Raw genomic sequence first — 26,672 nt, forward strand, 5'->3', positions numbered from 1 at the left:
CCGGCGCGGCACACAGCTTTGACGCAGGGTTTTACCCAAGGCAGGAGTTAGGTGAGCACCATGTTGAACGGGTCCAGTGACTCGGGAGATTCCATCGCGCAGGCTGGACCGGACCGTGACGAGAGCCCTGAACCGCCCTCACTCGGTCCGGACTTCCACGAACTGCCGGACCTCGAACAGCGCAGGGTCCTCTTCGACCTGGTACGCGCGCACCTGGCCGCGGCGCTGCGGTCCGGGTCGCCGCGCACCCTCGACGCCGGGAGTTCGTTCCTCGACCTGGGGCTTGACTCGCTGGCGGCGGTCGCTCTGCACCGCGGACTGGTCGCCGCCACCGGGCTCACCCTCGAGGTGACGCTCGCCTACGACCACCCGACCCCCGGCGAACTGGTGGACCACCTCCACCGGCGGATCGTGCCCGTGGCCACGGACGAGGCCGCCCCCGCGCGTGCCGTCGTGGGCTCGGACGACCCCATCGCGATCGTCGGGATGAGCTGCCGTTTCCCCGGTGGCGTCAACAGCCCCGAGGACCTGTGGAAGGTCGTCTCCGAGGGCGTGGACGCCATCACGCCGTTCCCCACCGACCGCGGCTGGGACCTGGAGGCGCTCTACAGCCCGGACCCGGACCGCCCCGGCACCAGCTACGCGACCGAGGGCGGGTTCATCCACGACGCGCCCGAGTTCGACGCGGAGTTCTTCGGCATATCGCCGCGTGAGGCGCTCTCCATGGACCCGCAGCAGCGGCTGCTCCTTGAGACCAGCTGGGAGGTCTTCGAGCGGGCCGGAATCGACGTGACCAAGCTGCGGGGGAGCCGCACCGCCGTCTTCACCGGCGCAGAGCACCACGACTACGGGCCCCACCTCCAGAGCACCAAGAGCGGCCTCGAGGGCTATGCGCTGACCGGCATCGCGGGCAGCGTCGCCTCCGGGCGCATCTCCTACACCTTCGGCTTCGAGGGCCCGGCGTGGACCGTGGACACCGCGTGCTCCTCGTCGCTGGTCTCCCTGCACCAGGCGGCGCACTCGCTGCGCCAGGGGGAGTGCGATCTGGCGCTCGCCACCGGCGTCGCCACCATGCCGACCCCGGGTGACTTCATCCTCTTCAGCCGCCAGCGCGGCCTCTCCTCCAACGGGCGCTGCAAGGCGTTCGGTGCCGAGGCCGACGGCACGTCATGGGCCGAGGGCGTCGGCGTCCTCCTGGTGGAGCGGCTCTCCGACGCCCGGCGCAACGGCCACGAGGTGCTGGCCATCGTGCGCGGCTCCGCCGTCAACCAGGATGGCGCCAGCAACGGTCTGACGGCCCCCAACGGGCGCTCCCAGCAGCGCGTCATCCGGCAGGCGCTGGCCAACGCCGAGCTGGCCGCGGACCAGATCGACGTGATCGAGGCGCACGGCACCGGAACCTCGCTCGGCGACCCCATCGAGGCGCAGGCGCTGCTCGCCACCTACGGCGAGAGCCGCCCGGAGGGGCAGCCGGTATGGCTGGGCTCCCTCAAGTCGAACATCGGCCACACCCAGGCGGCGGCCGGTGTGGGCGCCGTCATCAAGATGGTGATGGCCATGCGCCACGGCATCCTGCCCAAGACGCTGCACGTGGAGGTACCGACCCCGCACGTGGACTGGTCGTCGGGCGGTGTGGCGCTGCTCGCCGAGCAGCGCGCCTGGCCGGAGACCGGGCGGCCACGCCGGGCCGGTATCTCCTCGTTCGGCATGAGCGGCACCAACGCGCACGCCATCATCGAACAGGCTCCGCCGCAGGAGCCGGCCCCCACCACGGACGCCGACGCGGACACGGCCTCCCAGCCCGTGTCCTGGCTGGTGTCCGCCAGGAGCGAGGAGGCGCTGCGGGCGCAGGCCGCGCGGCTGCGCGAGCACGTGGTGCGCCACCCCGACGCGCGGCCGGTCGACGTCGGATGGTCGTCCGCCGTGACACGAGCCGCGCTCGAACACCGTGGCGTGGTGGTGGCGTCCGACCGTGAGGGGCTGCTGCGCGGCCTCGCGGCGCTCGCCGAGGAGACCGACGCGCCGGGCCTGGTGCTTGGCAGGTCCACGGCGCAGCGGGTGGCGTTCCTGTTCACCGGCCAGGGCGCCCAGCGGCTGGGCATGGGCCGTGAACTCTACGAGACCTACCCGCTCTTCGCCGACGTGTTCGACGAGGCGTGCGATTACCTGGAGGTGCGCCTCGGGACCTCCGTGCTCGACGTGGTCTTCGGCCCCGAGGACGACGACGCCGCCGCGACCGGTGACGAGCTCAACCAGACGATGTTCACCCAGGCCGGGCTGTTCGCCTTCGAGGTGGCCCTGTTCCGCCTGCTGGAGTCCTGGGGTGTGCGCCCCGACTTCCTGATGGGGCACTCGGTGGGCGAGATCGCCGCGGCCCACGTCGCCGGGGTGCTGTCCCTGGAGGACGCGTGCGCCCTGGTGGCGGCCCGCGGACGGCTGATGCAGGAACTGCCCGAGGGCGGCGCCATGGTGGCCGTCCAGGCATCGGAGCAAGAGGTGGCCGAGAGCCTGGAGGGCCGCGAGGACCAGGTGTCGCTGGCGGCGCTCAACGGCCCCACCTCGGTGGTGCTCTCCGGCGACGAGGACGCGGTGCTCGAACTCGCCGGCCACTGGGAGGCCCAGGGCCGCAAGACCAAGCGGCTGCGGGTCAGCCACGCGTTCCACTCCCCCCGGATGGACGCCATGCTGGAGGAGTTCGGCCAGGTCGCCGCCTGCCTGGCGTACTCGACCCCGGCCATCCCGGTCATCTCCAACGTCACCGGCGATGTCGCGGGCGCCGAACTGGCCACCCCGGAGTACTGGGTCCGCCATGTGCGGGAAGCGGTCCGCTTCGACGACGGTATGCGCCGCCTCGCCGACCAGGGCGTGACGACGTGCGTGGAGCTCGGCCCCGACGCCGTGCTGACCGCGATGGGCCAGGACTGCCTGGACGCCGTCGGCGCCGACGCGGCCTTCGTGCCCCTGGCCCGCTCCGGGCGCGCCGAGGCCCAGACGCTGGCGGAGGCGGTCGCCGCCCTGTACGCGAACGGCGTCGGCGTGGACTGGGACGCGGTGTACTCCGGGCGCGGCGCACACCGCGTCGCCCTGCCGACCTACGCCTTCCAACACAAGCGGTACTGGCTCGAGTCGGGCGGCGCCGTGACCGGCGACGCCCGGAGCGTCGGCCTCGGCAGGGTGGACCACCCGCTGCTCGGCGGCCTCACCGAACTGGCCGAGGGCGACCGTACGGTGCTGACCGGACGCCTGTCGCTGCAGACCCACCCGTGGCTCGCCGACCACGCCGTGGCCGGCGGAGTGCTCTTCCCCGGCACCGGATTCGTGGAGCTCGGCCTGCTCGCGGGCACCGAGACCGGGGCGGGACGGCTCGGCGAACTCACCCTCGAGACCCCGCTCCTCCTGCCGGAGCAGGGCGGCGTCCGCGTCCAGCTCGTGGTCGGCCCCACCGACGAGTCCGGCGTACGGCCGCTGGGCGTGTACTCGCGCTCCGACAGCGACGAGCCGGGGGAGGAGTGGGTGCGGCACGCCCAGGGCGTCCTCGAGGCGGACAGCGGCGCCGCGGTCACCGACAGCCTGCTGCAGTGGCCCGTCCCGGACGCCGAGCAGGTGCCGATGGAGGGCTTCTACGAGGGCCTGGCCCAGGTCGGTTACGGATACGGACCGGTCTTCCAGGGCCTGGAGTCGGTCTGGCGGCTGGACGGCGACGTCTACGCCGAGGTGGCGCTGCCGGACTCGGCCGCCCAGGAAGCAGGACGGTTCGGTCTGCACCCCGCCCTGCTCGACGCCGCTCTGCACGCCATGGAGATGGGCGACTTCGGCGGCGAGAGCGGACGCGTGACCCTGCCGTTCTCCTTCACCGGGGTGACCCTGCACGCGGTGGGCGCCGGACGGGTGCGAGTGCGGCTGCGCCCGCAGGGCAAGGACACGGTCGCGCTCCTTGTGACCGACGCCACGGGTGCGCCCGTCGCCTCGGTGGAGTCGCTGGTGGTGCGGGAGGTGGCGGCCGAGCGGTTCGCGTCCGGGCCGCGCTCCACCGGCGGCGACGGAACGCTCTTCCGGGCCAACTGGGATGTGCTCGCCGCCGCCCGCGGCGGCGACCGGACCGCGGTCGGTGTGTCCACGGCGGTGGTCGGCGTCGACCGGGCGCGGGTGGGCGAACTGCTCGCCGCCTCCGGTGTCGAGCACGCCGAGTACACCGGAGTGGACGCGCTCGTCACCGCCCTCGACGAGGGTGCCGCGGTGCCCGACGTGGTCTGGGCCTGGTGCGGCGCCGGGCCGGACGTCGACGATCTCGCCGACGCCGCCCGGAAGGCCACCCACCGGGCGCTGGCCCTGGTGCAGTCCTGGCTCGCCGAGGACCGGTTCGACGGATCCCGGCTGGTCGTGGTGACCCGCGACGCGGTCGCCGCGGGACCGGGCGAGGGCGTCGCCGGACTGTCCAACGCCGCCGTGTGGGGACTGGTGCGCTCGGCGGCCACGGAGAACCCGGGCCGGCTCCTGCTGGTGGACCTCGACCGCCACGCCGAATCGGCCACCGCGGCCGCCGGTGTGGTGACGACCGCGATGGCGGCGGGCGAGCGCGAGGTGGCGGTCCGCACCGGCCAGGGGCTGGTCCCCCGGCTCGCCAGGAACGCCTCCGGGCGGGTGCTCGAAGCCCCCGCCGGCACCTCGGCGTGGAAGCTCGGCACCACGGGCGGCGGCACCCTGGACAACCTCTCGCTGCTGCCCGACCCCGCGGCGGAGGCGCCGCTGGCCCCCGGATACGTCCGGATCGCGGTGCGTGCCGCCGGTCTGAACTTCCGTGACGCGCTGATCGCCATCGGCATGTACCCCGAGGACGACGCCACCATGGGCGGCGAGGGCGCCGGTGTGGTCCTGGAGGTCGGCCCGGGCGTGACCGACCTGGCCCCCGGAGACCGGGTCATGGGCATGATCAACGCCTCGTTCGGGCCCATCGCGATCGCCGACCGGCGGCAGATCGTCCCCATGCCGCGCGGCTGGACGTTTGCGCAGGGTGCCTCCGTGCCGGTGGTCTTCCTGACCGCCTACATCGGCCTGGTGGAACTCGGCAAGCTGCAGGCGGGCGAGTCCATCCTGGTGCACACCGCCACCGGCGGTGTGGGCATGGCGGCCGTGCAGCTCGCACGCCACCTCGGCGCCGAGGTGTACGCCACGGCCAGCCCCGGCAAGTGGGACACCCTGCGGGAGATGGGATTCGACGAGAAACACATCTCCTCCTCCCGTGACCTGGACTTCGAGCCGCGCTTCCTGGAGGCGACCGGCGGCCGGGGCATGGACATGGTGCTGGACTCTCTCGCCCGCGAGTTTGTCGACGCCTCCCTGCGGCTGATGCCCAGGGGCGGGCGGTTCCTGGAGATGGGCAAGATCGACGTGCGCGACCCCGAGGTCGTCGCCCAGGACCACCCCGGGGTGAAGTACACGGCGTACGACCTGGTCGCGGCCGACTACGACTGGGTCCAGCGGATGCTGGTCGAGCTGGTCGAGCTCTTCGACAGCGGTGCGCTGCACCCCATCCCGGTGACGGCGTGGGACGTGCGGCGGGCCCCGGACGCGGTGCGGTACATCAGCCAGGCCCGGCACATCGGCAAGAACGTGTTCACCATGCCCCGGACCCTCGACCCCGAGGGCTCGGTACTGGTGACCGGCGGCACCGGCGGCCTGGGCCGCGAGGTGGCACGCCATCTGGTGGCCGAGCGCGGGGTGCGCAACCTGGTGCTGGTCTCCCGGCGCGGGCCGGACGCGGAGGGCGCCGCCGACCTCGTGGCCGAACTGACCGAGGCGGGCGCGTCGGTGACACTGGCGGCCTGTGACGTGGCCGACCGTGCCTCGCTGGAGCGGGTGCTGTCCGGCATACCCGCCGACCACCCGCTGACCGCGGTCGTGCACGCGGCGGGCGTACTCGACGACGGTGTCATCGACACCCTGTCGCCGAAGCGGATCGACGCGGTCTTCGAGCCGAAGGTCGACGCGGCGTGGAACCTGCACGAGCTGACCCTGGAGACGGACCTGGCGGAGTTCGTGATGTTCTCCTCCGTCGCCGGTGTGTTCGGCAGCCCGGGACAGGGCAACTACGCCGCCGCCAACTCGTTCCTGGACGCGCTCGCCGCACACCGGCGCGGCCTCGGCCTCCCGGCGGTCTCACTGGCCTGGGGCCCGTGGGAGCAGGCCGGCGGCATGACCGGCACCCTCAGCCAGGCGGACATGGTGCGCATGGCGCGCGAGGGCATGGCGGCCCTGTCCATGGCGGGCGGTCTGCGTCTGCTGGACGCCGGCGCCATGAGCGAGGACGCCCTGCTCGTGCCGATGCGCCTTGAGACCTCCGCGCTCAGCGGCCAGACCGACATCCCCACCCTGCTGCGCGGTGTGGTCCGGGCGCGGAGCAGGGCGGCGGACGGCGGGAAGGCGGCCGCTCCCGAATCGGCCAAGGTACGGCTGGCCGGTCTGGCCGGAGCCGAACTCGAGCGGGCGCTGCTCGATCTGGTGCGCGGCAGCGCGGCGATGGTGCTTGGGCACAGCGGCGCCCAGTCCATCGAGCCCGACCGCTCCTTCCAGAACCTCGGCTTCGACTCGCTGGCGGGCGTGGAGTTCCGTAACCGGCTGAACTCGGCCACCGGGCTCCGCCTCCCCTCCACGCTGATCTTCGACAACCCCACGCCCGCGGTGCTCGCCGAGTATCTGCGCGGCCGGGTGGCGACGGACGGCCCGGCCGAGCCGGACGTCGATCCGGAAGAGGCCAGGATCCGTGCCCTTCTGACGTCGATCCCGCTGGAGCGGCTGCGCCGCGCGGGTCTGCTCGACACGCTCACCGAGCTGGCGAGCGGCAAGGACCAGGCCGAGAAGGACACCGAGGAGAAGGAGACGGACTCCATCGACGCGATGGACGACGACGACCTGATCGACATGATGCTCGGCGACCTCGACACCTGACGACTCGCGAGTCCCCCCGGAGACCTCCGGGGGGACTCGCGGTCCCGGCCCACGGCTCGCGGAGCGTCGGCGTCGTGGGTGGCTCCCACCCCAAGAGACTTCAAGAAGAAGAAAGGCTCAGTGAAACCCGATGACCGCAAAGGTCTTTGCGACGGAAGCGGTGCATGCGCTTCCCGAGTTCGAACAGAGGGCCCTGGCCATCGCCGAAGCCCTCCGCGAGCGCGGGGTCGGCGACGGCACCCGGGTCATGCTGAAGGCCAGCAACTCCGTCGGCTTTGTCGGGGTCCTCCTCGCCCTGATGCACACCGGCGCGTCGATCGTCATGGTCGACCACCAGGAGCGGGCGGAGGCCACCCAGCGCATCTGCGACCGGGCCGGGGTCAAGATCTGCGTGGTCGACGACGACACCCCGATGCCCGAGAGCGGCCCGGCCCGGGTCACCGTCTACGAGCTGCTCATGGCGTCCATGGAGCAGACCCCCGCCGAGCGGCGGCTGTCCCTCGATACCTGGTGCGAGCTGCCCGACGGCCTGATCATGTGGTCCTCCGGATCCACCGGGGAGCCCAAGGGCGTCGTCAAGACCGGGGCGAAGTTCCTGAAGAACCTGGAGCGCAACGCCCAGCAGGTGGGCCATCGCCCCGATGACGTCCTGCTGCCGCTGCTGCCCTTCTCCCACCAGTACGGGCTGTCCATGGTGCTCATCGCCTGGCTGGTCAAGTGCTCGCTGGTCATCGCGCCCTACCGGCGCCTTGACCGGGCGATGACCATGGCGGGCACCTGCGGGGCCACGGTGGTCGACGCCACCCCGGCCAGCTACCGCAGCATGCTCAACATGATCGGCAGCAAGCCCGCCCTGGCGGACGAGTTGTCCGGTGTCCGGATGTTCTGCAGCGGGGCGGCCCCGCTGGACCCCGGCCTGGTCGCCGACTACGTCAAGCGATTCGGACTGCCCCTGCTGGACAGCTACGGCAGCACCGAGGCCGGGAACGTGGCCTTCGCGACCGAGGACAACGCGGTCGCCTGCGGGCGGGCCGTCGAGGGCCTGAAGCTGCGGATCGTCGACGACGAGGGCGCCGTCCTCACCTCCGGCGAGGTCGGGGAGATCCAGGTCCACTCGCCCGACCTGATGGAGGGCTATCTGGCGGAGGACGGCACGGTCACCCCCGTCGACCCGGCCAGGACCGACTGGTACCCCACCGGCGACTTCGGCTATCTGGACGGCGGGGACAACCTCTTCGTCCTCGGCAGGAAGGCCGCGGCGCACCGCAACGGCCACACGCTCTACCCCGAGATCATCGAGCACAAGCTGGCCGCGGCCGGCTGCCTCGTCAAGATCGTCCCGGTCCCCGACGAACAGCGCGGCTGCCAGCTCGTCTTCTTCGTGGAGGACGAGCAGCGGCGCGAGCCGCGGCACTGGCGGGAGCCGATCACCTCCCTGCTGCCCGACTTCGAGCACCCCAACCGCATTCACGTCCTGGAGCGATTCCCCCTGAACCGAAACGGCAAGCCCGACAAACGAAAGCTCGAGCAGCTGGCTCTCGACCTGGCGCCGCGAGGGAAGGCATGACGGAGCAGCAGACCACCGAGCCACAGGCCACCGAGCCGCGGACATCCGATCCGGAGACCAGCCGTACGGCGATGGTCTTCCCCGGGATGGGGCCCTTCCGCTTCACCGATGTGGGCGAGTTCCTGCTGACCAACCCCCATGCCCGGCGCCGGCTCGCGATCGCCGACGAGGTGGTGGGGTACTCCGTGTTCGACCGGTACCGCCAGTCGGACGCCGACGAGGAGGCGCAGTACACCGCGCACACCCAGATCGCCTTCCTGACCGTCTGTCTCTCCCTCGCCGACTGGGCGGAGGAGACGCTGGGAGAGCGGCCCGAGCTGTGCGCCGGACCGAGCTTCGGCCAGCGGGCCGCGGTGACCTACGCGGGGTCCCTGCCGTTCGAGGAGACCGTGCGGCTCACCGCCGAACTGGCGCGCTGCGAGGAGGAGTACTTCCGGCAGGAGCACCGTGAGGCGGTCACGCACTGCGTGATCCACACCCCCGAGGAGCGGCTTCAGGAGGCGCTGGCCGAACTGGACGCCGAGGGGGAGTGGCACGACGTCTCCGGCTACATCGACCAGGGCTTCTACCTCGTGTCCCTGCGCGAGCCCGTGCTCGACCGGTTCAAGAAGCGGATCGGCGAGCTCGGGGGATACAACATGTACACCATGTGGCCGCCCGTGCACGCCCCGGCGTTCGGCGCCCTGCGCCGCAAGGCGGAGGAGGTCCTCGGCACCTTCGAGGTGGCCGACCCCAAGCTGCCGGTCGTCGCCGACCAGAACGGCGAACTGCTGACCGGCGCGGACGGTGTGCGCACCATGCTGCTCGACACCTTCGACCGCCCGATCCGCTGGCCGGACATGGTGGAAACGATGCGGGAGCAAGGCATCACCAAGGTCTGCATCGCGGGTCCGGACAATCTCTTCGGCCGGGTGAACCGCACTGTGGACAACTTCGAGGTAGTGGCCATCGACGCCCGCAAGGCGATGCGCCCGCGGGTCCGGCAGAGGAGCGCCCGCCGGGCGAGGCGGTGATGGTGGGCGCTGCCCCCGGGCAGCGCCCACCATGTCATTGACCGATCGATCTCAAAGGGTAAGCGGCAAGTCCGTACGGGACTTACGGGTCCGAGCGCGGACTGTATCCGGCCGCGCTCGACCGCTTCCTCTCCGGCGCCGCGGGGCCGGGCCCGGCCGGCATCCTGGCGTCGCGGACGACGCGTCAACAGCCATCCCCTGTAGGGGGACTGCGCTCCGCCTCAACTCCTCGGTCTACCGCTTCGTGTACTTGATTCCCACCAGGTGCCACTTACCTGTGCGGGTGCAGGGCGGGCAGGTGGGCCTTGGCGGTGGTCCGGGCTGGTCGGTGCTGGGCGGCCGTGACCAGCAATTCCCTAGAGTCCTCTGTCCTCGCTGGTCCGTGCCCTGCATGGCGTGTTGGGCTATGGGTCGCCCACCCACCACAGGGAGAAGCCATGTGTGATGCGCGAGGTCCGGGTTTGATACCACGGGGAAGGGCCGGTCGGCCCGAAGCGGGCCCCGGCGTGACGAGGGGATAGGCCCGACATGCTCCTCACCACCCCCCACGGGTACAGCCCGTCGAGCCCTCGAATCACCATGCTCAACCCCGACTTTCCCTTCGCCTACGACGACTGGTTGCGCCACCCGGCGGGCCTGGGCGGCGTCCCGGCCGACGTTGTGGGAACCGAGGTCGCGATCGTCGGCGGCGGGATGGCCGGGCTGGTCGCCGCGTACGAACTGATGCGGATGGGACTGCGCCCGGTTCTCCACGAGGCGGGACACCTGGGCGGCCGGATGCGCTCCGTCGGCTTCGACGGGTTCCCGGACGAGGTCGCCGAGCTGGGGGCCATGCGGTTCCCGCTCTCGGCCGCCTCGCTGTTCCACTACGTCCACACGCTGGGCCTGCGCACCACGCCGTTCCCCAACCCGCTCGGCCCGTCCACCCCCATGACGGTGTTGGACATCGGCGGCGTCAGCCACTGGGCCCGGACCGAGGCCGATCTGCCGCCCGTCTACCGGCAGGTCGCTGACGCCTGGGACAAGACGTTGCGCGAGCAGGCCGACGTATGGGTCATGCAGGAGGCGATCCGCACCCGGGACACGGCCACGATCAAAGCGCTGTGGAACCGCCTCGTGCCGATGCTGGACGACCAGTCCTTCTACGGCTTCCTCAGCTCCACGCCCGCCTTCGCCTCCTTCCAGCTTCGTGAGCTCTTCGGGCAGGTCGGCTTCGGCACCGGCGGCTGGGACACCGACTTCCCCAACTCGATGCTGGAGATCCTCCGCGTCGTCTACACCGAGGCCGACGTTGACCAGCAGACCATCGAGGGAGGCTGCGAACAGGTACCGCTGGGCCTGTGGCGGCACGCTCCCGAGGGCCTCGCGCACTGGCCGGCCGGTACGTCGCTCGCCACGCTCCACGAAGACCGGCCCCGGCCCGCCGTCACCGCGCTGCGTCGTGCGGGGGAACACATCGAGGTCACCGACGCCGACGGCCGGACGCGCGGCTACCGGGCGGTGGTCTTCACCGGGCAGCACCGGCTGCTGAACAGCCGGGTCGCCTGCGACGACGCGCTGCTGCCCGGGCCGGTCCGGTCGGCGATCGAGCGCACCCACTACATGAGTTCCTCCAAACTGTTCGCGCTCACCGACCGGCCGTTCTGGCTGGACGTCGACGCCGCGACCGGGCGGGACGTGATGGGCATGACGCTCACCGACAGGCTGCCGCGTTCGGTGTACCTCTTCGGCCGGGGGCCCGGCCGACCCGGAGTGATGTGTCTGTCCTACACCTGGAACGACGACTCGCAGCGGGTCGCCGCGTTGTCCGCCGAGGAGCGGTTGGAGGTCGTCCTGCGCTCGCTCGGCGAAATCTATCCGGGCGTGGACATCCGGTCGCACATCATCGCGCCGCCGGTGGCCGTCAGCTGGGAGAACGAACCCTGGTTCACCGGAGCCTTCAAGGCCAACCTGCCGGGCCACTATCGCTACCAGCGCCGCCTGTTCACCCACTTCATGCAGGGTGCGCTGCCTGAGCACCAGCAGGGATTCTTCCTGGCCGGCGACGACGTCTCCTGGACCGGCGGCTTCGCGGAGGGCGCGGTCACCACGGCGCTGAACGCCGTGTGGGGTGTCGTACGTCATCTCGGCGGCGGCTGCCATCCGGCCAACCCCGGGCCGGGGGATGTGTTCGCCGAGCTCGCGCCCCTGGAACTGGACGAGTCCTGACCCGGGGGCACCAGCCGCGATCGGCCTCCTGGACGGTGCGGATCTCCCCGATCTTCCCGCAGGCGACGGGGTTGTCCTCGATGGCGAAGGCGATGTTGCCCAGCTCGGTGCTGCCGTGACTGTCAAGCAGGGAAGGCCGAACATCTTGACGTAGTCGGCGATCACGTGGCCGCCGAGCGAGGCCGTGCCGCTGCAGAACATCCGTACCCCGGCCGGCTCGGCCGGTGCGGCGGGGCGGCGGGGCGGCGGGGCGATGATGCCGAGGATGCTGCGGTACGTCGCCGGTGTCGCGTCCAGGACTGTGGCACCGCAGCGCTGGGCCATGTGCAGAGTGTGGTCCAGCCGCGGGTACGGGGCGATCCCTCGCCGCGCTGCTGCCGGGCCGAGGTGCCGGTCCGGCAGGCAGGACAGCACCGTACGGGCGTCCATGCTGCCAGGTCGTGATGGCGCAGCAGTGCACCCAGCTGACGAAGCGTCAGCCAGTGGAAGTCCTCGGTTCGCCGCCACCTTCGGGCCGACCTCGGTGATCACGTTGCGGTTGCGCTTGCGGAGGAATCAGGCGCCCTGCTCGGACTGGAGCACATCGGTCAGCACCCGATGCCCCCGGGCCCGGCCTCGCGGAACAGTCCAGGTAGGGCACCGACGAACCGCCGTGCGCCCGGCTGTAGTTGCTCTTGGCCGCCTGTACGGTCGACGACAGATGCACACCGTTGACGTTGCCCGGCTCGGCCTTCGCCCGCAGCGGGAAGTGCGGCAGTGCAGCACTCCGTTGATCTCGCGCGCCGTGAGGCCGAGGATGCTTGTCTCCGGCTGCCCAGTCGAGGAACTGGAGGTCGGACATGGCCTCGCCGCCCGTGGTCGCGGCGGAGACCGCCGGCCGCGCGGCGAGCACCGGGCCGGTGTCGTACCGGGGACCGGTCGTATCGAGCATGGTGGGTCTCTCCGTCGGGTCGAGGCCGGCCCGTGGCACCCGCCGCGGACCGGGACGGGGGACGGGAGTGGCTCTGGGACTGCGGGACGTGCCGGCATCAGCTGCCTCGCTGTGTCTCGGCCGGCGTCTCGGCCGGTTCTCAGGCGGGCCGCTTGGTGCCGGAGCCGACCGCGGGGAGCGTCAGCGCGGTGAGCACCATGCCCTCGTCCACCAGCCACCGGCCCGCCAGGTCCACGGCCCCGCCGTCGGCCGCCCGTACGAGCTCGGGCGGCAGGGGCACCAGCAGCCGGACCGAGAACGTGCCGTGCTCCAGGCCCGCCGCTCCTGGCTCGCGGGTGAAGCGCAGCCGGGCGTCCTCGAAGCCGAGCGGTTTGAGGGTGAGGGGGAACCACACCTTGTAGACCGCCTCCTTGGCGCTGAACAGCAACCGGTCCCAGGGGATGTGGGGCGCCGCGCTCGTCAGCCGGGCCAGGTCGGCCCGTTCCTCGGGCAGCGACACCGCGTCGAGGACACCGTCCGGCAACGGGCCGGCCGGTTCGGCGTCGATGCCGAGCCCCGCCAGATCGCGATCGTGGGCGACCGCGGCCACCCGGTAGCCGTCGCAGTGGGAGATGGCGCCGACCACCCCGGCGGGCCAGCAGGGCGCACCCGACGGGCCCGGCAACAGCGGGGCCGCCGTGCGGCCGAGCGCGGCCAGCGACAGGCGGGCGCAGCGGCGGCCGGTGGCGAACTCCCGTCGCCGCTTGACCACCGCCCGGGCCACCGTCGCGGCCTCCTCCGGGAACAGCGGCGGAGCCGCCAACTCGCCGCGCACCTCGGTCACTTCGACCAGGTCCGGCAGCAGCCGGCGCATCAGCGGCGTCATCGGGCACCTCGCTGGGACAGGGCACCCCGGCGGGGCAGGATCTCGTGCAGCAGCGGATCGGGTCGGCCGCGGGCCTGCCACTCGCGCGGGTAGCCCAGAGACACCTCGCGGTGCGGCACCCCGTCGTGCCAGGTGGTGCGGGGGATGTGGAGATGGCCGTAGACCACGGTGGCTGCCCGGTAACGGCGGTGCCAGTCGTGGGTGGCGGTGGTGCCGCACCACAGCGCGAACTCGGGGTACCTGAGGATCCGGGTGGGCTCGCGCACCAGCGGGAAGTGGTTGACCAGCACGGTGGGCAGTTCGGGCGGGCAGGCGTCCAGCCGCTCACGGGTGTACGCCAGCCGCGCCCGGCACCAGGCGGCGGGGTCCGGGTAGGGGTCGCTGTGCAGGAGGAACTCGTCGGTGGCCACGACCCCCGCCTCCTCGGCCCGCGCGAGCGCGTCGGCGGTGCCGGTGGCACCCGGCGGCAGGAACGAGTAGTCGTACAGCAGGAACAGCGGCGCGATCACCACCGGCCCGTCCGGGCCCGGCCAGTGCGCGTACGGGTCCTCCGGAGTCAACACACCGAGGGATCGGCACAGTTCGACAAGACCGCGGTAGCGGGCCTCGCCACGCAGCCGCACCGGGTCGTCGGGGTGTGTCCACAGTTCGTGGTTGCCCGGCACCCACACCACCTGGGCGAACCGCTCGGCCAGCAGCCGCAGCGCCCACTCGACATCCGCGGTCAACTCCCCGATGTCACCCGCGACGATCAGCCAGTCGGAGCGGTCGGAGGGGTGCAGATCCTTTACGACCGCCCGGTTCTGCTCGTAGGCGACGTGCAGGTCGCTGACCGCGAAGAGCCGTCTGCCCGTGGGGCCGCGTACTGCTTCGCCGTTGGAGATCCGCGGATTCGTGGTGCTGGGCATGCCGAACTCCTCGCTGCGCGTCCGGCGCCTCGATTCGCGTCCGGCGCTCAGATTTATGCCATCGACCCACCCGTTCCTTCAACGCGTGACCGGCGTGCCGGGCCAAGGACAAGGGATTCGCCCAGACTCCCCGACGCGTGACCCCCCTGGACTCACGCGTCCCCGATAGTGGTGCGGTGTCCACCTGAACAGGCAATGCTCCACAGTCGATACACAGAAGCAAAGAGAGAAAAGGGAACGGAAGCAGCGTGAGTGTGAGCCCCCATGACGACGGCCAGTGGTGCCGCCGGTTCCAACCGGTGTCCCCCGCCGCCCACCGCCTGATCTGCTTCCCGCACGCGGGGGGCTCGGCCAGCTACTACGTGCCCGTCGCCAACGCCCTCGCCCCGCACGTCGACGTCGTCGCGCTGCAGTACCCGGGCCGCCAGGACCGGCGCAGGGAACCGCTGATCGACGACATCGGCACACTCGCGGACCGCGTGCACGAGGCGCTGCGCGGCGAGGCCGACCGTCCGCTCACCTTCTTCGGCCACAGCATGGGCGCGCTCCTCGCCTTCGAGGTCGCTCGAAGGTTCGAGCGGGACGGCCGCACGGCCCCCGTACGGCTCTTCGTCTCCGGCCGGCGGGCCCCCTCCCGCCACCGCGAGGAGAACGTCCACCTATGCGACGACGACGGGCTCATCGCCGAGGTCAAGGCCCTGAGCGGTACCGACGACCGGGTGCTCGGCGACGACGAACTCCTGCGCATGATCCTGCCCGCGCTGCGCGGGGACTACCGGGCCGTGGAGACATACCGCTGCCCGCCCGGCGTCACGGTGGATATCCCGGTCACCGCCCTGGTCGGCGACAGCGACGCCAAGACGACGATCGACGAGGCCCGCGACTGGGATCGGCACACCACGGCCGACTTCGACCTGCGGATCTTCCCCGGCGGGCACTTCTACCTCAACGAACGCGCCGCTGACGTGCTGAGCGTCCTCGACGAGCACTTCGCGGCGCGGAGCGTCCCGGACGGGGTCTGAGCCGGAGCCGGAGCCGAAGTTGGAACGGCACCGTCCGGCCCTCCGGCCTTCCCCTGTCGAACAGGCCCGCGTCCTTGAGCGCGGCGGCGACCCAGGCCGCGTTGCACGCGACGGCCAGGTCGTACGCCGTACGCAGCGCCTGCTCCGCCTCGTGCGCCCGGTACGGTGCCACCGTCTCCGCGAGCCGCAGCAGGACCACCGCCCGCCCGTGCAGATCGGTGAATGCTTCGAGCACCTCGGTGGCGTCCCGCAGCAGGCTTGGTGCCGCCGCCGTGCTCGTCAAGGTGGCCCGCAGCGCCAGGGCGCGGCCCAGGGGCGCCGGGGCGCCCCACTTGCAGGCCTGCCCCAGATGCCGTGCGCTCAGCTCCTCGGCCCGCTCGACGTTGCCCCTGCGTCGGCGCCCCCGTGCCGCGCGCCGCTCCGCCTCCAGGCCCCGCACCAGGGTACGCAGCCCCCTGAACCAGCAGTTCCCGGCCGGCCCGCGTAGCCGGTCCGGCAGCGGGGCGGCCAGTTCCGGCTCCCGGGTCCGCAGCGCCACCAGCAGCTCCCGCTCGTCCCTGCGCGCGGTATCCGGCCGCTCGCCGAGGCGGGTCGGCCGCTCCACGGCCAAGGTCGGCGTCGCCGGATCGTTCTCGCCGAGGTGGCGCAGCCGTGCCTCCGGACGCACCGCCGGCCGACGTTGCCAGGGCGGCAGCCCGTCGTCGGGCCCAGCTCCTGTGCCGTCTGCCGGAGCGGGCTCTCCAGTGACAGCAGGGTGGTCGGGCCGGCATTGCGCAGGGCACGGCGTACGACCTCTGCCTGGGCGCCCTGGTCAGGGGCGGTGAGCGTGTCACCGCCGCAGTCGTTGTTGACGGCGCTGCCGCGGATGACGGCCCGCACGGGGTCGCCGTCGGCGAGGGCCCGGTCGAGTTGTTTCAGTACGACGAGGCCACCGCCCTCGCCACGGACGAAGCCGTTGGCGTGGGCGTCGAACGTTATAGCAGTGCCCGTCGGGCGAGATCGCGCCGAACCGCTGGTTGGCGATGAGGGCGCGGTGCGCGCCGGTGAAGCTCCGGTGTGTGACGCGCTCGTCGCCGAGCCGGTGGAGCAGCGTGGCGTAGTCGTCGTGGGTGGCTCCTGGGAGTCGATGAGGTCCGCCTCCGGAGGGGAGACCCCGAGGAATCCGGCGTCGAAGCGCTCGGCCTCGTCGAGGAACCCACCCCAGCGGCACGCCTCTTCAGCGCCCTGAACGCACTCGCCCGAGCCCGTCTCGGTGTCCGTGTCCGCGCCCTCGGTGTCGTTCTTGCCCTCGGCATCGGCGTCGCCGAGGCGCGCAGCCGGTCGGCGGGAGTGGGCCGCACCGAGCTGTCCCCGGCCCGCAGCAGCCGCCACAGGGCCTCAGGGCTCGGGGCGCCCGGCAGTTGGCAGGCCATCCGATGACGGCGATAGTGTGCCCGGGCATGGCGTCGAGCCCGTACGGTGTTCATTCTGATTCGCTCATACCACTCCACCAGCTTGTTCCGGCCCAGACAGCTGGGACCACAGCCTTCGGGTACCGCATGCACGCCGACGGCGCGCGTGCCGCCGGCTCTTCACGCCAAGGGCGCATGTACTAAGGCGACCCCTAGAATCCGCCCGGCCCAATGCACTTCACGAGGTCTAGGCGCGCCCCGTGTTTTGGGAAACGACCAGATGTCGCGCCGAGGGTGAAACAGGTATTGCGCATGCCCAGGTCTTCCTCCTTAATAGGTCCGGCCCCCCGAAGCGACGGGAGTTGCATGCCCGGGATCCTGGATCGGCACAGGTGGCGATGGACTGGCCGGTTCGGAAGAGACGGAGGAACGCATAATGAGCGCGGAACTCAATGATCTAGACCATTTTGAGCTGGACATGGAGGACCCCGAATCGCGGGACCAGTTGGCCTCGATGACCGACTCTGTGGCCACGTTGACGCAGATGGCCGTGGCGAACGTCGCCCGCGATGTCGTCCGCATACAAGAGAGTTTCGACCACAACGTGGCCTGGCACGACGCTGACGACGAGGGGATAGGTGGCCACCGCCGCTGAGCGGCCGCCCGGCTCCGCGGCGGCCGCCGGGACCGACAGCCGGGCGGCCGCTCTTCGTCGGTCACTTCACGAAGTCGGGCAGCACGCGGGGCGGCCAGCTGCCGACCGTGAAGACGCCCATCGCGTAGGCGCGGGAGACCAGCGTGGCGCGGTTGGGCGCCTTGAATCGGCGCAGCATCAGACCCACGTGGTACTCGACGCCCTGGCGGCTCAGGTACAGACGCGAGGCCAGCTGGACGGTCGATGCGCCGGTGGCGACCCCCTCCAGGATGCGGGCGTCGAGAGGCGTGAGGAGAGGCGTCGACTTCGCTGCCGGGGCCGCCTCGGACAGGTCGTCGTCGGGGGTCATCAGGACGACGACACCTGAGAAGGCGTCCCCCTCTCCCTGGATCGCTATGCCTGTTATCTCGGTCGAGAAGACTCGGTCATGGCCGCGTTTCGCGACCACTTTCTCCACGAATCTTCCGCCATGGCCGTCCGAGAGATGGCTGAAATGCTTGGGCAGGATGTTGCGGGCGCTCGGGTGCAGCACGTCGTAGATGCTCTGCCCGCAGATCTCCCGTGAGGGACGCGCGACATGACGGAAGAAGTCGGAGTTCGCTGCTTCGATGTTGAGCTCGGCGTCGAGACTCGCCATGCAGGTGAAAAGGTGTGGCCCGGTTGTCCGACGATTTCGGTGAACAGTGTTTTGCACAGGCAAGGGAAGGCCGTCGGCCATGGTCGTTCGGTCGGTGTTCTGGAGCATGAAAACCTCTCCCGAGTGTCGGCTGAACAATAGATCCGCAGCGGAATCGGCGCTGCAAACCAGTGGAAGGATCGGATGTGCTATTTCTGTGCCGCTGGCGGTGACATCAGGGTTGGCTCACTTCGAGATTCAACGGTCCACCTGACCCGCAGCGGAAAACTGCGATGCCCCTGCGGGGTGGGCGGCCACGCACTGAATCTGCGTACTCGTCGGAGGGCGTCATCGGGTTGACCGGCACCGCGAGCGCGCTTGCTGCTCGCTGGCCCGGCTTCAGGCGCCGGCCAGAGCGGGCCGTCGGGGAGTGACAGATCGAGTGGCAAGTGGTGCCGCTTCGGCAGATCCACTCCCGTATCGACGGCCGGGCCGCCCTGTCGCCGACATCTGCGCCGCCGTGGTGGCTGATCTCCATGATCAGAAAGGTAGGGATCAGAATGAGCCGACACTAGAGATGTTCGGTCAGAGCTGTTGCCCAAATGGGCATGTCTTCCTGGTCACGAAGGATCGGGCGAACTGCGTGTCGGTGCGGAACCGGCATGGGTCTCCGACCTCGACCAGCAGGTCCATGGCGGTGACCGTGCCGATGCCGCAGATCTCGGCGGGTGTGCGGCCCAGGGGGCACGGCAGCGCGGGGATCTTCTTGTCGAGGTCCTTGATCCGTCGGGTCAGTCGGCGGATGTCGTCGAGCCTGGCGGCCGGCCTGGGCAAGGTCAGGTGAGAACCCAGTGTCCGGCAGCGCGCAGCCGCAGGGCCACCGGCCGCCACGACCCGCCGCCCTGCCGGGCGCCGAGGATGAGGACGAACGTGGAGGGGGCTCGGGGCGTGGTACGGCTGCCTTCCCTCATCGGGGAACAGATCACACACGCGATGCGCCGGAACCCGAGAAGTTCGCTCGCCGGAGATTTTTGAAGTGTCAGCTGTCGTCCGCGAAGCGGTGGAATCAGCCGCAGTTGCCGCACCCGGCCGGACTCGAGGAAGAGCAGCCACGAGGTGTGTGGCGGACAGTGGAGCGCAGCGCTTGGAGGGTTGAGCACGTCGGTCTCCCAGACCACGATGCCGCCGTCGGCCACCACGCCGGTGAGGCGTTGCCGCACGCCAACGCCCATGCTGGAGTCCACCACCCCGGCCAGGCGGGGTGGTGCCGTGCGTACGGCCGTCGGGCCACGACTGTGCGTCGTCCGCCTGCCCTAAGTCCTGCCTCGCGATGTCAACCATGTTCAAGGACTCCGTTTCTGGATATCTAGTGTGCTGCTGCGTTGGAATCGTGGCAGGTGTGAGCGGCTGTTTCGGCCCTTGTGGCTGGTAAGCGGCTAAGAGCACCGCCCAGCCCGATGCCGAGCATGGGCTTGGGGGCTGTGTACCCGCCGCCGACCGTGGCACGGCCGATGACGTGGACGTTGTCGTCGTCGAGCGGGACGTCGTACGTGTCCTTGACCGCGATGACGAGGTTCCTGGTGGCGTTGCCGCTGCCGATGTTGAGGAAGAACAGGTCGTGGTCGGCCTCGTCGAACGGTGTCTGGCACTTGGTCACCTCCCAGTTCAGAGGAGGCTCGGTCCCTTGCAGTGCGCGGCTTTGGAAGTCCTCCGTTTCGGACTCGTCCGCGTTCTCGCCGCAGATAGGGGTGCTGTTCACCTCCTGAACGGCCACGATGTCGGGGGGCGGAGGCAAGGAGCAGCTCATCCTCCAGGTTTCCTCCCGGGTTACGTGGCGCGTCTCAGGGGTCTGTTCTGCATGTTGAAGGTGGCTGCCGTGTAGTTCTGCACAGCGGCCAGGGCGGGCGGTCCCTGGGCGACCACAAGGACCTGGCGGTATGGATGTTTCATGGTGTCGGATTGTAACGACGGCTAGTCAACGGCCGATCAACAACTGTTGAACGAGCGTGGCCATGGGGCGCCGTGACCGACCGTCAGCTGAGCTCCGCCCACACCGTCTTGCGCGGATCCGGCCCGACCTCCGTGCCCGACCGGTCCGCGAACGCCGCCACCAGGGCAAGACCCCGGCCCGACTCGTCGTCCGGCTCGGGCTTACTGGCCGGCGTCGATGCCCTGGCTGGTCTCGGCCACGTTTGTCGGGGTCTTCACGCTCTGCGCGTCCAACACTGCCGCGGTGGCCCGGCGTTGCGGCCGTGAGCTCGTCGTGTCTTGTCGCGCAACAGGTCGTGGACCTGTTGCGCGGTGCCATCGGCTTCCCGGTTCGCGTAGCAGTCGTAGACCGTCTTGTAGGGCGGGAAGTCGTGCGGGAGGTACTCCCACGGAATGCCGGTGCGGTTGACGTAAAGGATCGCGTCGACGATCTCTCGCAGGTCGATCAGAGCCCGGTGGGCATCGGACACATCACTGCGGTACGGACGACGACGCCACGAGTCACAAAACCATCCCAGAACACCAACTACCTAGATCAGATGCCCTCTTGGCCCCGGCGTTTCACGGCTTCACGGCCTTACGGCTCACTGCTTCGCTTTGGCATCCATAAAAGTCAGCGGAAATACCTCGCCGGAATCCGCGTAATGGTGGAACCGGCCGGCCCAGGACGGCTCCTGAAGGGCACGGACCTGGGCACGGGGCAGTGCCATATGCACATCGCGGGCGCCGTCCTGGTCGGCCGGGGTCGGCGCGATGTGCACGGTCCAGGGAACCACCATGGAGGTGAAGTCGTACCAGAAGGGGGTGCCTTGCCCGAAGTCGATGCTGTAGAAGGGCAGCTTCGACCAGTTGTTGATCGCGACCGTGCTGTCGAACGAGTCCAGAGCCATCGTGGTCATGACGCGCTTGAGGCGCCCCGCATCGCGTTCGGCACAGAGAAATGCCGCTTCCTCGCGGATTCTCTCCTCCGTGTTCTCGGCATGAGCCGCGCGGACCGTCACGGCGACCTCGCCGAGAGGGCGGGAGCGCAGTTCGGCCGCGGTCATCCTGGGCCGGGTATTGGTGACGGCGTTGCCCCAGTAGTCATCGGGTACGGCTCCGCCGACGAACGAACGGAAGTCGGCGATGAGGCCGAGCCTTTCCTCGCTCGTGTCGGGGCGGTCATGCAATGCGCCGAGGACTTTCCAGAGATGGGCGGTCAGCGCGTCATTGGTCGACACCCACCGCTCCGTGCCCGCGAGGTCGGCCATCGCGGTGACCTTGATGGTGGCCAGTTCAGCCGCCGTGAAGCGGGTGGTCACCGTCGTCACGCCGCCGAGGCTGCCCCGCAGGATGCGGCCGAGGAAGGCGGCCTTCCGGCCTCGCTCCATGACCGTGAGATGGGCGCCGCCCGTACGGGTGTCACCCGCGGCCGACGCGGCGAGCGCGTCGATGACTCCACGGTCGTGGCTGGGCTTGGGGCACCCGAGGCCCCGGTGCTCGCGCGCCCAGCTCTCCAGGAAGCTCATATAGCTGGTCCCGTCGGCCACGGCGTGGTTCATCGTGAGGCCCAGAATGGAGCCGCCGCCTTTCATATGGGTGAGCTTCACCGTGAAAAGCGGCGTATCGCGGTCAACCACCCAGAACGGCATGGCGTGACTGAGATGGCGCTCCAGCCCCTTTTTCGCCGTGTGGCGAGGCCCGTAGTCCGGCATGGGCACGGATGCGTGTGCCTCGACGAAGCGCACACCGGCGTCGTCGCAGAGCACGCTGAGACCGCCGTCGGGATCCCTCTTCATGCGGCCGGCAAGGATCGGGAAGTTGCGCAATGTCCTGCCGAGGGAGGCGCGGAGCGCCTCGCCGTCGAGTGTCTCCCGGTAGAAAAAGACACGAGGCGTGTAGACCGTGCCGATGAGCATGTCGTAGACGCTCAGCCGTATGCGGTCACCGCTCGCCTCTCCGGCACGTACGGCGAACGTTCGCTTGGCGCCGCTCTCGGTGGCGGATGCCGTCATACTCACACGCTCTTTCGTCCGGACCGAACACGCTGTCGCGTCGACACGTTGACCCTAAACCCCCGATCGTGAGCGGCCTCATGGAGTGGAACCGGGTTTAGGGAAACCCCCCACCTTCCGTCGAAGTCGATCTTTCCCGGGGGTCGTGGGCGTGTTACGGGGCGTCCGGCGGAGCACGCGGCGGAGCCGCACGTCGATGCTGCGGCAACCGCGACGCGCCCCGTGCCTGTCCCGCAACAGTTCGTTCGTATCCTGCGGGCGCACATCTGGCCCGCGCCCCTTCGGCACTACGCCACGTTCCTGGATGGCGCCCGTGGAGCAGGGCAACCGCCTCATCGAGCAGTCCGTGCAGGAGTGGGACCTCGTCAGCCGAGGGGAGGCATGGGAGGGCTGCGCGGGGCGCGTCTGGTCCGTGACTGGTCCGGAAGCAGTGGTCAGGAGTGGGATTCCCGCGGGAGGAACTGGAATTCATCGAGCAAGACGGACTCGCTGATGATTGCGTCGTCGGGAGGCGCCTGACGGGCGAAAGTCCAGGTCAGGCGCCTCTTTTTGCGCGTCTAGAAGAATCCCAGCTTCTTCGCCGAATACGACACCAGCAGATTCTTCGTCTGCTGGTAGTGCTCCAGCATCATCTTGTGCGTCTCACGGCCGATGCCGGACTGCTTGTAGCCGCCGAACGCCGCGTGCGCGGGGTACGCGTGGTAGCAGTTCGTCCAGACCCGGCCCGCCTGGATCGAACGGCCCGCGCGGTACGCGGTGTTGATGTCCCGCGTCCACACCCCGGCCCCCAGGCCGTACAGCGAGTCGTTGGCGATCTTTATCGCGTCGTCGAAGTCGTTGAAGGACGTGACCGAGACGACCGGGCCGAAGATCTCCTCCTGGAAGATCCGCATCCGGTTGTCGCCCTCGAAGATCGTGGGCTGGACGTACCAGCCGCCTGCCAACTCCCCGTCATACTCGATGCGCTGGCCGCCCGTCAGGACCTTTGCACCTTCCTGCTGGCCGATGTCCAGGTACGAAAGGATCTTCTCCAGCTGGTCGTTGGAGGCCTGGGCGCCGATCATGGTGTCGGTGTCCAGCGGGTGTCCCGGCTTGATCTGTTCGGTCCGGGCGATCGCCGCCTCGAGGAACTCGCTGTAGTGGCCTCGCTGGATCAGCGCCCGCGACGGACACGTGCACACTTCGCCCTGGTTCAGGGCGAACATGGTGAAGCCCTCGAGCGCCTTGTCCCGGAAGTCGTCGTTCTTGGCCCATACGTCGTCGAAGAAGATGTTCGGGCTCTTGCCGCCGAGCTCCAGCGTGACCGGTTTGATGTTCTCGGAGGCGTACTGCATGATCAGCCGCCCCGTCGTCGTCTCCCCGGTGAACGCGACCTTCGCGACGCGCGGACTTGACGCGAGCGGCTTGCCCGCCTCCACGCCGAAGCCGTTCACGACGTTGACCACGCCGGGCGGCAGCAGATCTCCGATCACACTCAGCCAGACATGGATCGACGCCGGGGTCTGCTCGGCGGGCTTCAGGACGACCGCGTTCCCGGCGGCCAGCGCGGGCGCCAGCTTCCATGTCGCCATCAGGATCGGGAAGTTCCACGGAATGATCTGCGCCACCACGCCCAGCGGCTCGTGCAGGTGGTACGCGACGGTGTCGTCGTCGATCTGGCTGAGCGATCCCTCCTGCGCGCGGATCACCCCCGCGAAGTAACGGAAGTGGTCGATGGCCAGCGGAATGTCGGCAGCCAGCGTCTCGCGCACCGGCTTGCCGTTCTCCCAGCTCTCCGCCACCGCGAGCGTCTCGAGGTTGGCCTCCATGCGGTCGGCTATCTGCCGCAGGATGGCCGCGCGCTCGCCCACCGACGTACGGCCCCAAGCCGGCGCCGCCGCGTGCGCCGCGTCCAGCGCGCGCTCCACATCCTCGGCCGTGCCCCGGGCGACCTCGGTGAACGGCTGCCCGTTGACCGGACTCGGGTTCTCGAAGTACTGCCCCCGCGCCGGCGCCACATACTCCCCGCCGATGTAGTGGTCGTACCGGGCCTGATAGGAGACGACTGCGCCCTCCGTACCGGGCGCTGCGTAACGGGCCATCTTGACTGCCTCCCCGGACACGCTGCCCGCCGTTGGACAGCTCTCCGCGCGAGGCTAGGGACGCGGAGGTTGCAAGTACGTTGCGGCGTGGCCTCGTTCGAGGTGAGGTGCGGGTCGGTCTCCTTCGAGGTGAGGTGCGGGGCGACTTGCCCCGCGGTGACCAGTCGTCGCAGGGCCGACGCGAGCGGGGTCGTCCCGCAGGGCGCGCGCCGGCGAAGCCCTGCCGGACGCGTGCGCCTAGGGGCGGCGGCCAACGGGTCTCGTCGGGCCCGCCGTCAGCTCCGTGTCCAGAGTCCGCAGTCGCGCCACGACGGGCACCGTCGGCCGCACCGCCGCCAAGGCCCGCCACACCTCCACGTCGTCCTCGCCCCACGGCGCGTGCACCCAGTCCGACAGCAGGTCGGGGTCGCCGCGCGCGATGAGCGCAGCCCGGACCTGGTCGGCCAGTCTCCGCCGCAACCGCACCACCGCGGGCGCCTGCGACCCCGGCAGCAACGGGCCCGCGTACGCCGTGACAGCCGCTGTCACCGCCCCGCACCCCAGCCGCCGCTCCACGACATCCACATCCGACGTCACCGGAACCGCGAGGCGGTACGGACGCGACCGCAGCACCTCCGGCCCCAGCACCTGACGCAGCCGCGCCAGCTCCGCCCGCAACGTCACCGGCGTCACCGACTCGTCCGCGTACAGCGCGCACAGCAACTCCTCCCCGCTCAGCCCCTCTGGGTGACGGGCGAGCAGCACCACGATCTCGCTGTGCCGACGGCTCAGCCGCAGCTTGCGGCCGCCCACGACCAGCAGGCCCTCGTCCCGCCCGAGAGCCGCCAGCTCCAGCGTCCCGTCTACCTCCACCGGTGGTGCGAGCAGGGCCAGTTGGGACTCCGCCGCACGGGCGACGGCCTGCACGAAGGCCAGGCTGTGCGGGTGCGCCAGGCCGTCCCCGCCGGTGATGTCGACGGCCCCGAGCAGCCGGCCGGAGCGGGGATCGTGCACCGGAGCCGCCGCGCACGTCCACGGCTGCACCCTGCGCACGAAGTGTTCCGTCGCGAACACCTGCACCGGCCTGTCCACGGCGACCGCCGTCCCCGGCGCGTTCGTGCCCATCGCCGACTCCGCCCACCGCGCGCCCGGCACGAAGTTCATCCGCCCCGCCCGTAACCGCGTGGCCGGATGACCCTCGACCCAGAGCAGCCTGCCGTGCGCGTCGCACACCGCCAGCAAGTGCTCCCCGTCCTTGGCGAATCCGCCCACCAACTCGCGGAACAGCGGCATCACCCGTGACAGCGGATGCTCCGCCCGATACGCCCCCAGGTCCCCGGCCGTCAGCTCGACCGAGGCACCGGTGTCCTCCGGGCTGACCCGCGCCCGCGCCGAGCGGCGCCAGGACTCGGCGACCACGGAACGCACGGGGCGCGCCACGGTTCCCGCGGCCGTGAACCGTTCATGCGCGCTCCGCATCGTCCGCACCCGCTCGGCCGGGTCGGCGCCGGGCTCCAGGGCCAGCCATGGATCGGTCAACTAGGGCCTCCCGGGACGGCGATGCGGTGCTGACATCGTCACCCCGGGAACAGAAGCCGACAAGCGTCCGCGCACTGACACTGGCCGGTCTTCGGCCGCCGCCCGTTTCGGCGTGACGCGTGCGGCGAAGCCCGAAAGGTGGGGCGCTCAGGCGAAGTTCACCATGCGTATGTAGCGCGTCCAGTCCCAGTGCCGACCGGGGTCGGTGTGATCGGTCCCCGGAACCTCGACGTGGCCGATGATGTGCTCACGGTTCTTCGGGATGCCGTACTTCTTGCAGATCGCGGCGGTCAGGGCGGCCGACTGTTCGTACATCTCATCCGTGAAGTACTCCGGCTGATCCACCCACCCTTCGTGTTCGATGCCGATGCTGCGTGTGTTGTAGCTCCAATTCCCGGCGTGCCAGCCGACGTTGCGTTCACGGACGCACTGCGCGATGTGCCCGTCCGCCGAACGGACCACGTAGTGCGCGGAGACCTTCTTCGCCGGGTTCTTGAAGATGGCGAGCGTGTCGGCGTACGTCTCCTGCGTGACGTGAATGATCACGTAGTTGATCGGATAGCTGCTCGGGCGGTTGGAGGCGGTGTAGTTGGAGGTACTGGCCGGCGCCCATTCGGCCGGGGGATAGTCGACGGCGCGCGGAGCGGCTACGGCGTGATGGGTGGTCAGGAGAGCTGAGGGGACCGCGGCGAGGGCCGCGCCCTGGAGCAGCCGACGCCTGCTCGGCAGCAGCGTCCTCGGTCCTTCCTGTATGTCGTTCCCGATCTCGTTCCCGCTGGCTGGTGTCTCGTTCTGTCGCGTTTCCTGTCGTGTTTCTTGTGGCGTGTCCTTCGCTAGGTCTCTTGCTCGACGCATGGCTGATCTGCCTCTCGGTGGGGGAGCAGATGGGCGGCACGGGTCCTGGGGGAGGGATGTGGGGAGCGTGGGGAGTGTGGGAACCGTCGCCGGAGCGGCGGTGGCTTCACGCGA

At 70.3% G+C, this 26,672-nt stretch carries 21 protein-coding genes; 6 read left to right on the top strand and 15 right to left on the bottom strand.

Annotation, left to right across the window (positions count from 1 at the left end):
• The first annotated feature begins 51 nt into the window (after positions 1 to 51).
• The 4 genes from IEY91_RS21400 to IEY91_RS21415 all read left to right on the top strand — a co-directional run bounded on the left by IEY91_RS21400 (position 52) and on the right by IEY91_RS21415 (position 11,733).
• Positions 52 to 6,945 carry an SDR family NAD(P)-dependent oxidoreductase gene (locus IEY91_RS21400; RefSeq protein ID WP_373287990.1) on the top strand — a complete coding sequence of 2,298 codons (6,894 nt, stop codon included), beginning with the start codon at positions 52 to 54 and terminating at the stop codon, positions 6,943 to 6,945.
• Positions 6,946 to 7,075: 130 nt separating this feature from the next.
• Positions 7,076 to 8,512 carry a class I adenylate-forming enzyme family protein gene (locus IEY91_RS21405; RefSeq protein ID WP_164317613.1) on the top strand — a complete coding sequence of 479 codons (1,437 nt, stop codon included), beginning with the start codon at positions 7,076 to 7,078 and terminating at the stop codon, positions 8,510 to 8,512.
• On the top strand, positions 8,509 to 9,525 hold the full coding sequence (locus tag IEY91_RS21410) for an ACP S-malonyltransferase (protein WP_189175260.1): 1,017 nt from the start codon (positions 8,509 to 8,511) through the stop codon (positions 9,523 to 9,525). Before IEY91_RS21405 ends, IEY91_RS21410 begins: the two co-directional genes overlap by 4 nt.
• A gap of 528 nt (positions 9,526 to 10,053) precedes the next feature.
• The gene (locus tag IEY91_RS21415) at positions 10,054 to 11,733 is read left to right on the top strand and encodes a flavin monoamine oxidase family protein (protein WP_189175261.1); all 1,680 of its coding nucleotides are present in this window, start codon (positions 10,054 to 10,056) and stop codon (positions 11,731 to 11,733) included.
• Between the two features lie 475 nt (positions 11,734 to 12,208).
• Here the strand turns inward: IEY91_RS21415 and IEY91_RS41900 are convergent, their stop codons facing one another.
• The 3 genes from IEY91_RS41900 to IEY91_RS21430 all read right to left on the bottom strand — a co-directional run bounded on the left by IEY91_RS41900 (position 12,209) and on the right by IEY91_RS21430 (position 14,437).
• Positions 12,209 to 12,664: an NDP-hexose 2,3-dehydratase family protein gene (locus IEY91_RS41900; protein ID WP_306309908.1), complete on the bottom strand. Its 456-nt coding sequence runs from the start codon at positions 12,662 to 12,664 to the stop codon at positions 12,209 to 12,211.
• 139 nt (positions 12,665 to 12,803) lie between these two features.
• A complete protein-coding gene (locus tag IEY91_RS21425) occupies positions 12,804 to 13,529 on the bottom strand; it encodes a 4'-phosphopantetheinyl transferase family protein (RefSeq protein ID WP_189175262.1) in 726 nt (241 codons plus the stop codon).
• Entirely contained in the window at positions 13,526 to 14,437 is a 912-nt protein-coding gene (locus tag IEY91_RS21430; protein WP_189175263.1) for a metallophosphoesterase family protein, read from the bottom strand. Before IEY91_RS21430 ends, IEY91_RS21425 begins: the two co-directional genes overlap by 4 nt.
• A gap of 248 nt (positions 14,438 to 14,685) precedes the next feature.
• Here IEY91_RS21430 and IEY91_RS21435 point away from each other — a divergent pair, with 248 nt between their 5' ends.
• Positions 14,686 to 15,459 carry a thioesterase II family protein gene (locus IEY91_RS21435; RefSeq protein ID WP_189175264.1) on the top strand — a complete coding sequence of 258 codons (774 nt, stop codon included), beginning with the start codon at positions 14,686 to 14,688 and terminating at the stop codon, positions 15,457 to 15,459.
• On the opposite strand, the gene IEY91_RS21440 is transcribed toward IEY91_RS21435, so the two are convergent.
• Positions 15,383 to 16,126 (bottom strand): hypothetical protein, encoded by a 744-nt coding sequence (locus IEY91_RS21440; RefSeq protein ID WP_189175265.1) that lies wholly within the window; start codon positions 16,124 to 16,126, stop codon positions 15,383 to 15,385. The genes IEY91_RS21435 and IEY91_RS21440 overlap by 77 nt on opposite strands.
• Positions 16,127 to 16,433: 307 nt before the next feature.
• Positions 16,434 to 16,925: a beta-ketoacyl synthase N-terminal-like domain-containing protein gene (locus IEY91_RS42680; RefSeq protein WP_373287991.1), complete on the bottom strand. Its 492-nt coding sequence runs from the start codon at positions 16,923 to 16,925 to the stop codon at positions 16,434 to 16,436.
• Between the two features lie 361 nt (positions 16,926 to 17,286).
• On the opposite strand from IEY91_RS42680, the gene IEY91_RS21450 reads away from it, so the two are divergent.
• The gene (locus tag IEY91_RS21450) at positions 17,287 to 17,505 is read left to right on the top strand and encodes a hypothetical protein (RefSeq protein WP_164317600.1); all 219 of its coding nucleotides are present in this window, start codon (positions 17,287 to 17,289) and stop codon (positions 17,503 to 17,505) included.
• Between the two features lie 61 nt (positions 17,506 to 17,566).
• On the opposite strand, the gene IEY91_RS21455 is transcribed toward IEY91_RS21450, so the two are convergent.
• From IEY91_RS21455 to IEY91_RS21495, 10 genes are all read right to left on the bottom strand, one after another.
• The gene (locus tag IEY91_RS21455) at positions 17,567 to 18,142 is read right to left on the bottom strand and encodes a helix-turn-helix transcriptional regulator (protein WP_164327954.1); all 576 of its coding nucleotides are present in this window, start codon (positions 18,140 to 18,142) and stop codon (positions 17,567 to 17,569) included.
• A gap of 564 nt (positions 18,143 to 18,706) precedes the next feature.
• Positions 18,707 to 18,955, bottom strand: coding sequence for a transposase (locus tag IEY91_RS21460; protein ID WP_189175266.1), 249 nt, complete (start codon positions 18,953 to 18,955; stop codon positions 18,707 to 18,709).
• A gap of 2 nt (positions 18,956 to 18,957) precedes the next feature.
• Positions 18,958 to 19,368 carry a hypothetical protein gene (locus IEY91_RS21465; protein WP_229697128.1) on the bottom strand — a complete coding sequence of 137 codons (411 nt, stop codon included), beginning with the start codon at positions 19,366 to 19,368 and terminating at the stop codon, positions 18,958 to 18,960.
• A gap of 119 nt (positions 19,369 to 19,487) precedes the next feature.
• Positions 19,488 to 19,880 (bottom strand): hypothetical protein, encoded by a 393-nt coding sequence (locus tag IEY91_RS21470; protein ID WP_189175268.1) that lies wholly within the window; start codon positions 19,878 to 19,880, stop codon positions 19,488 to 19,490.
• 68 nt (positions 19,881 to 19,948) lie between these two features.
• Positions 19,949 to 20,071, bottom strand: coding sequence for a hypothetical protein (locus IEY91_RS42365; RefSeq protein WP_268240893.1), 123 nt, complete (start codon positions 20,069 to 20,071; stop codon positions 19,949 to 19,951).
• A 254-nt stretch (positions 20,072 to 20,325) separates the two neighbouring features.
• Positions 20,326 to 20,580: a transposase gene (locus IEY91_RS21475; protein WP_229697129.1), complete on the bottom strand. Its 255-nt coding sequence runs from the start codon at positions 20,578 to 20,580 to the stop codon at positions 20,326 to 20,328.
• A 114-nt stretch (positions 20,581 to 20,694) separates the two neighbouring features.
• Positions 20,695 to 22,104, bottom strand: coding sequence for an acyltransferase (locus tag IEY91_RS21480; RefSeq protein WP_189175269.1), 1,410 nt, complete (start codon positions 22,102 to 22,104; stop codon positions 20,695 to 20,697).
• Between the two features lie 557 nt (positions 22,105 to 22,661).
• Entirely contained in the window at positions 22,662 to 24,185 is a 1,524-nt protein-coding gene (exaC, locus tag IEY91_RS21485; protein ID WP_164317591.1) for an acetaldehyde dehydrogenase ExaC, read from the bottom strand.
• 237 nt (positions 24,186 to 24,422) lie between these two features.
• A complete protein-coding gene (locus tag IEY91_RS21490) occupies positions 24,423 to 25,703 on the bottom strand; it encodes a GAF domain-containing protein (RefSeq protein ID WP_189175270.1) in 1,281 nt (426 codons plus the stop codon).
• A 147-nt stretch (positions 25,704 to 25,850) separates the two neighbouring features.
• Positions 25,851 to 26,558, bottom strand: coding sequence for an N-acetylmuramoyl-L-alanine amidase (locus tag IEY91_RS21495; protein ID WP_229697130.1), 708 nt, complete (start codon positions 26,556 to 26,558; stop codon positions 25,851 to 25,853).
• Positions 26,559 to 26,672: the final 114 nt, after the last annotated feature.

The organism is Streptomyces lasiicapitis (assembly GCF_014646335.1).
Taxonomy (GTDB): Bacteria; Actinomycetota; Actinomycetes; order Streptomycetales; family Streptomycetaceae; genus Streptomyces; species Streptomyces lasiicapitis.

Coding starts and splice junctions, on each gene's coding strand:
- IEY91_RS21405 (WP_164317613.1), top strand. CDS start 7,076: ATGACCGCAAAGGTCTTTGCGACGGAAGCGGTGCATGCGCTTCCCGAG.
- IEY91_RS21410 (WP_189175260.1), top strand. CDS start 8,509: ATGACGGAGCAGCAGACCACCGAGCCACAGGCCACCGAGCCGCGGACA.
- IEY91_RS21415 (WP_189175261.1), top strand. CDS start 10,054: ATGCTCCTCACCACCCCCCACGGGTACAGCCCGTCGAGCCCTCGAATC.
- IEY91_RS41900 (WP_306309908.1), bottom strand. CDS start 12,664: ATGCTCGATACGACCGGTCCCCGGTACGACACCGGCCCGGTGCTCGCC.
- IEY91_RS21425 (WP_189175262.1), bottom strand. CDS start 13,529: ATGACGCCGCTGATGCGCCGGCTGCTGCCGGACCTGGTCGAAGTGACC.
- IEY91_RS21430 (WP_189175263.1), bottom strand. CDS start 14,437: ATGCCCAGCACCACGAATCCGCGGATCTCCAACGGCGAAGCAGTACGC.
- IEY91_RS42680 (WP_373287991.1), bottom strand. CDS start 16,925: ATGAACACCGTACGGGCTCGACGCCATGCCCGGGCACACTATCGCCGT.
- IEY91_RS21450 (WP_164317600.1), top strand. CDS start 17,287: ATGAGCGCGGAACTCAATGATCTAGACCATTTTGAGCTGGACATGGAG.
- IEY91_RS21455 (WP_164327954.1), bottom strand. CDS start 18,142: ATGGCGAGTCTCGACGCCGAGCTCAACATCGAAGCAGCGAACTCCGAC.
- IEY91_RS42365 (WP_268240893.1), bottom strand. CDS start 20,071: ATGAAACATCCATACCGCCAGGTCCTTGTGGTCGCCCAGGGACCGCCC.
- IEY91_RS21480 (WP_189175269.1), bottom strand. CDS start 22,104: ATGACGGCATCCGCCACCGAGAGCGGCGCCAAGCGAACGTTCGCCGTA.
- exaC (WP_164317591.1), bottom strand. CDS start 24,185: ATGGCCCGTTACGCAGCGCCCGGTACGGAGGGCGCAGTCGTCTCCTAT.
- IEY91_RS21495 (WP_229697130.1), bottom strand. CDS start 26,558: ATGCGTCGAGCAAGAGACCTAGCGAAGGACACGCCACAAGAAACACGA.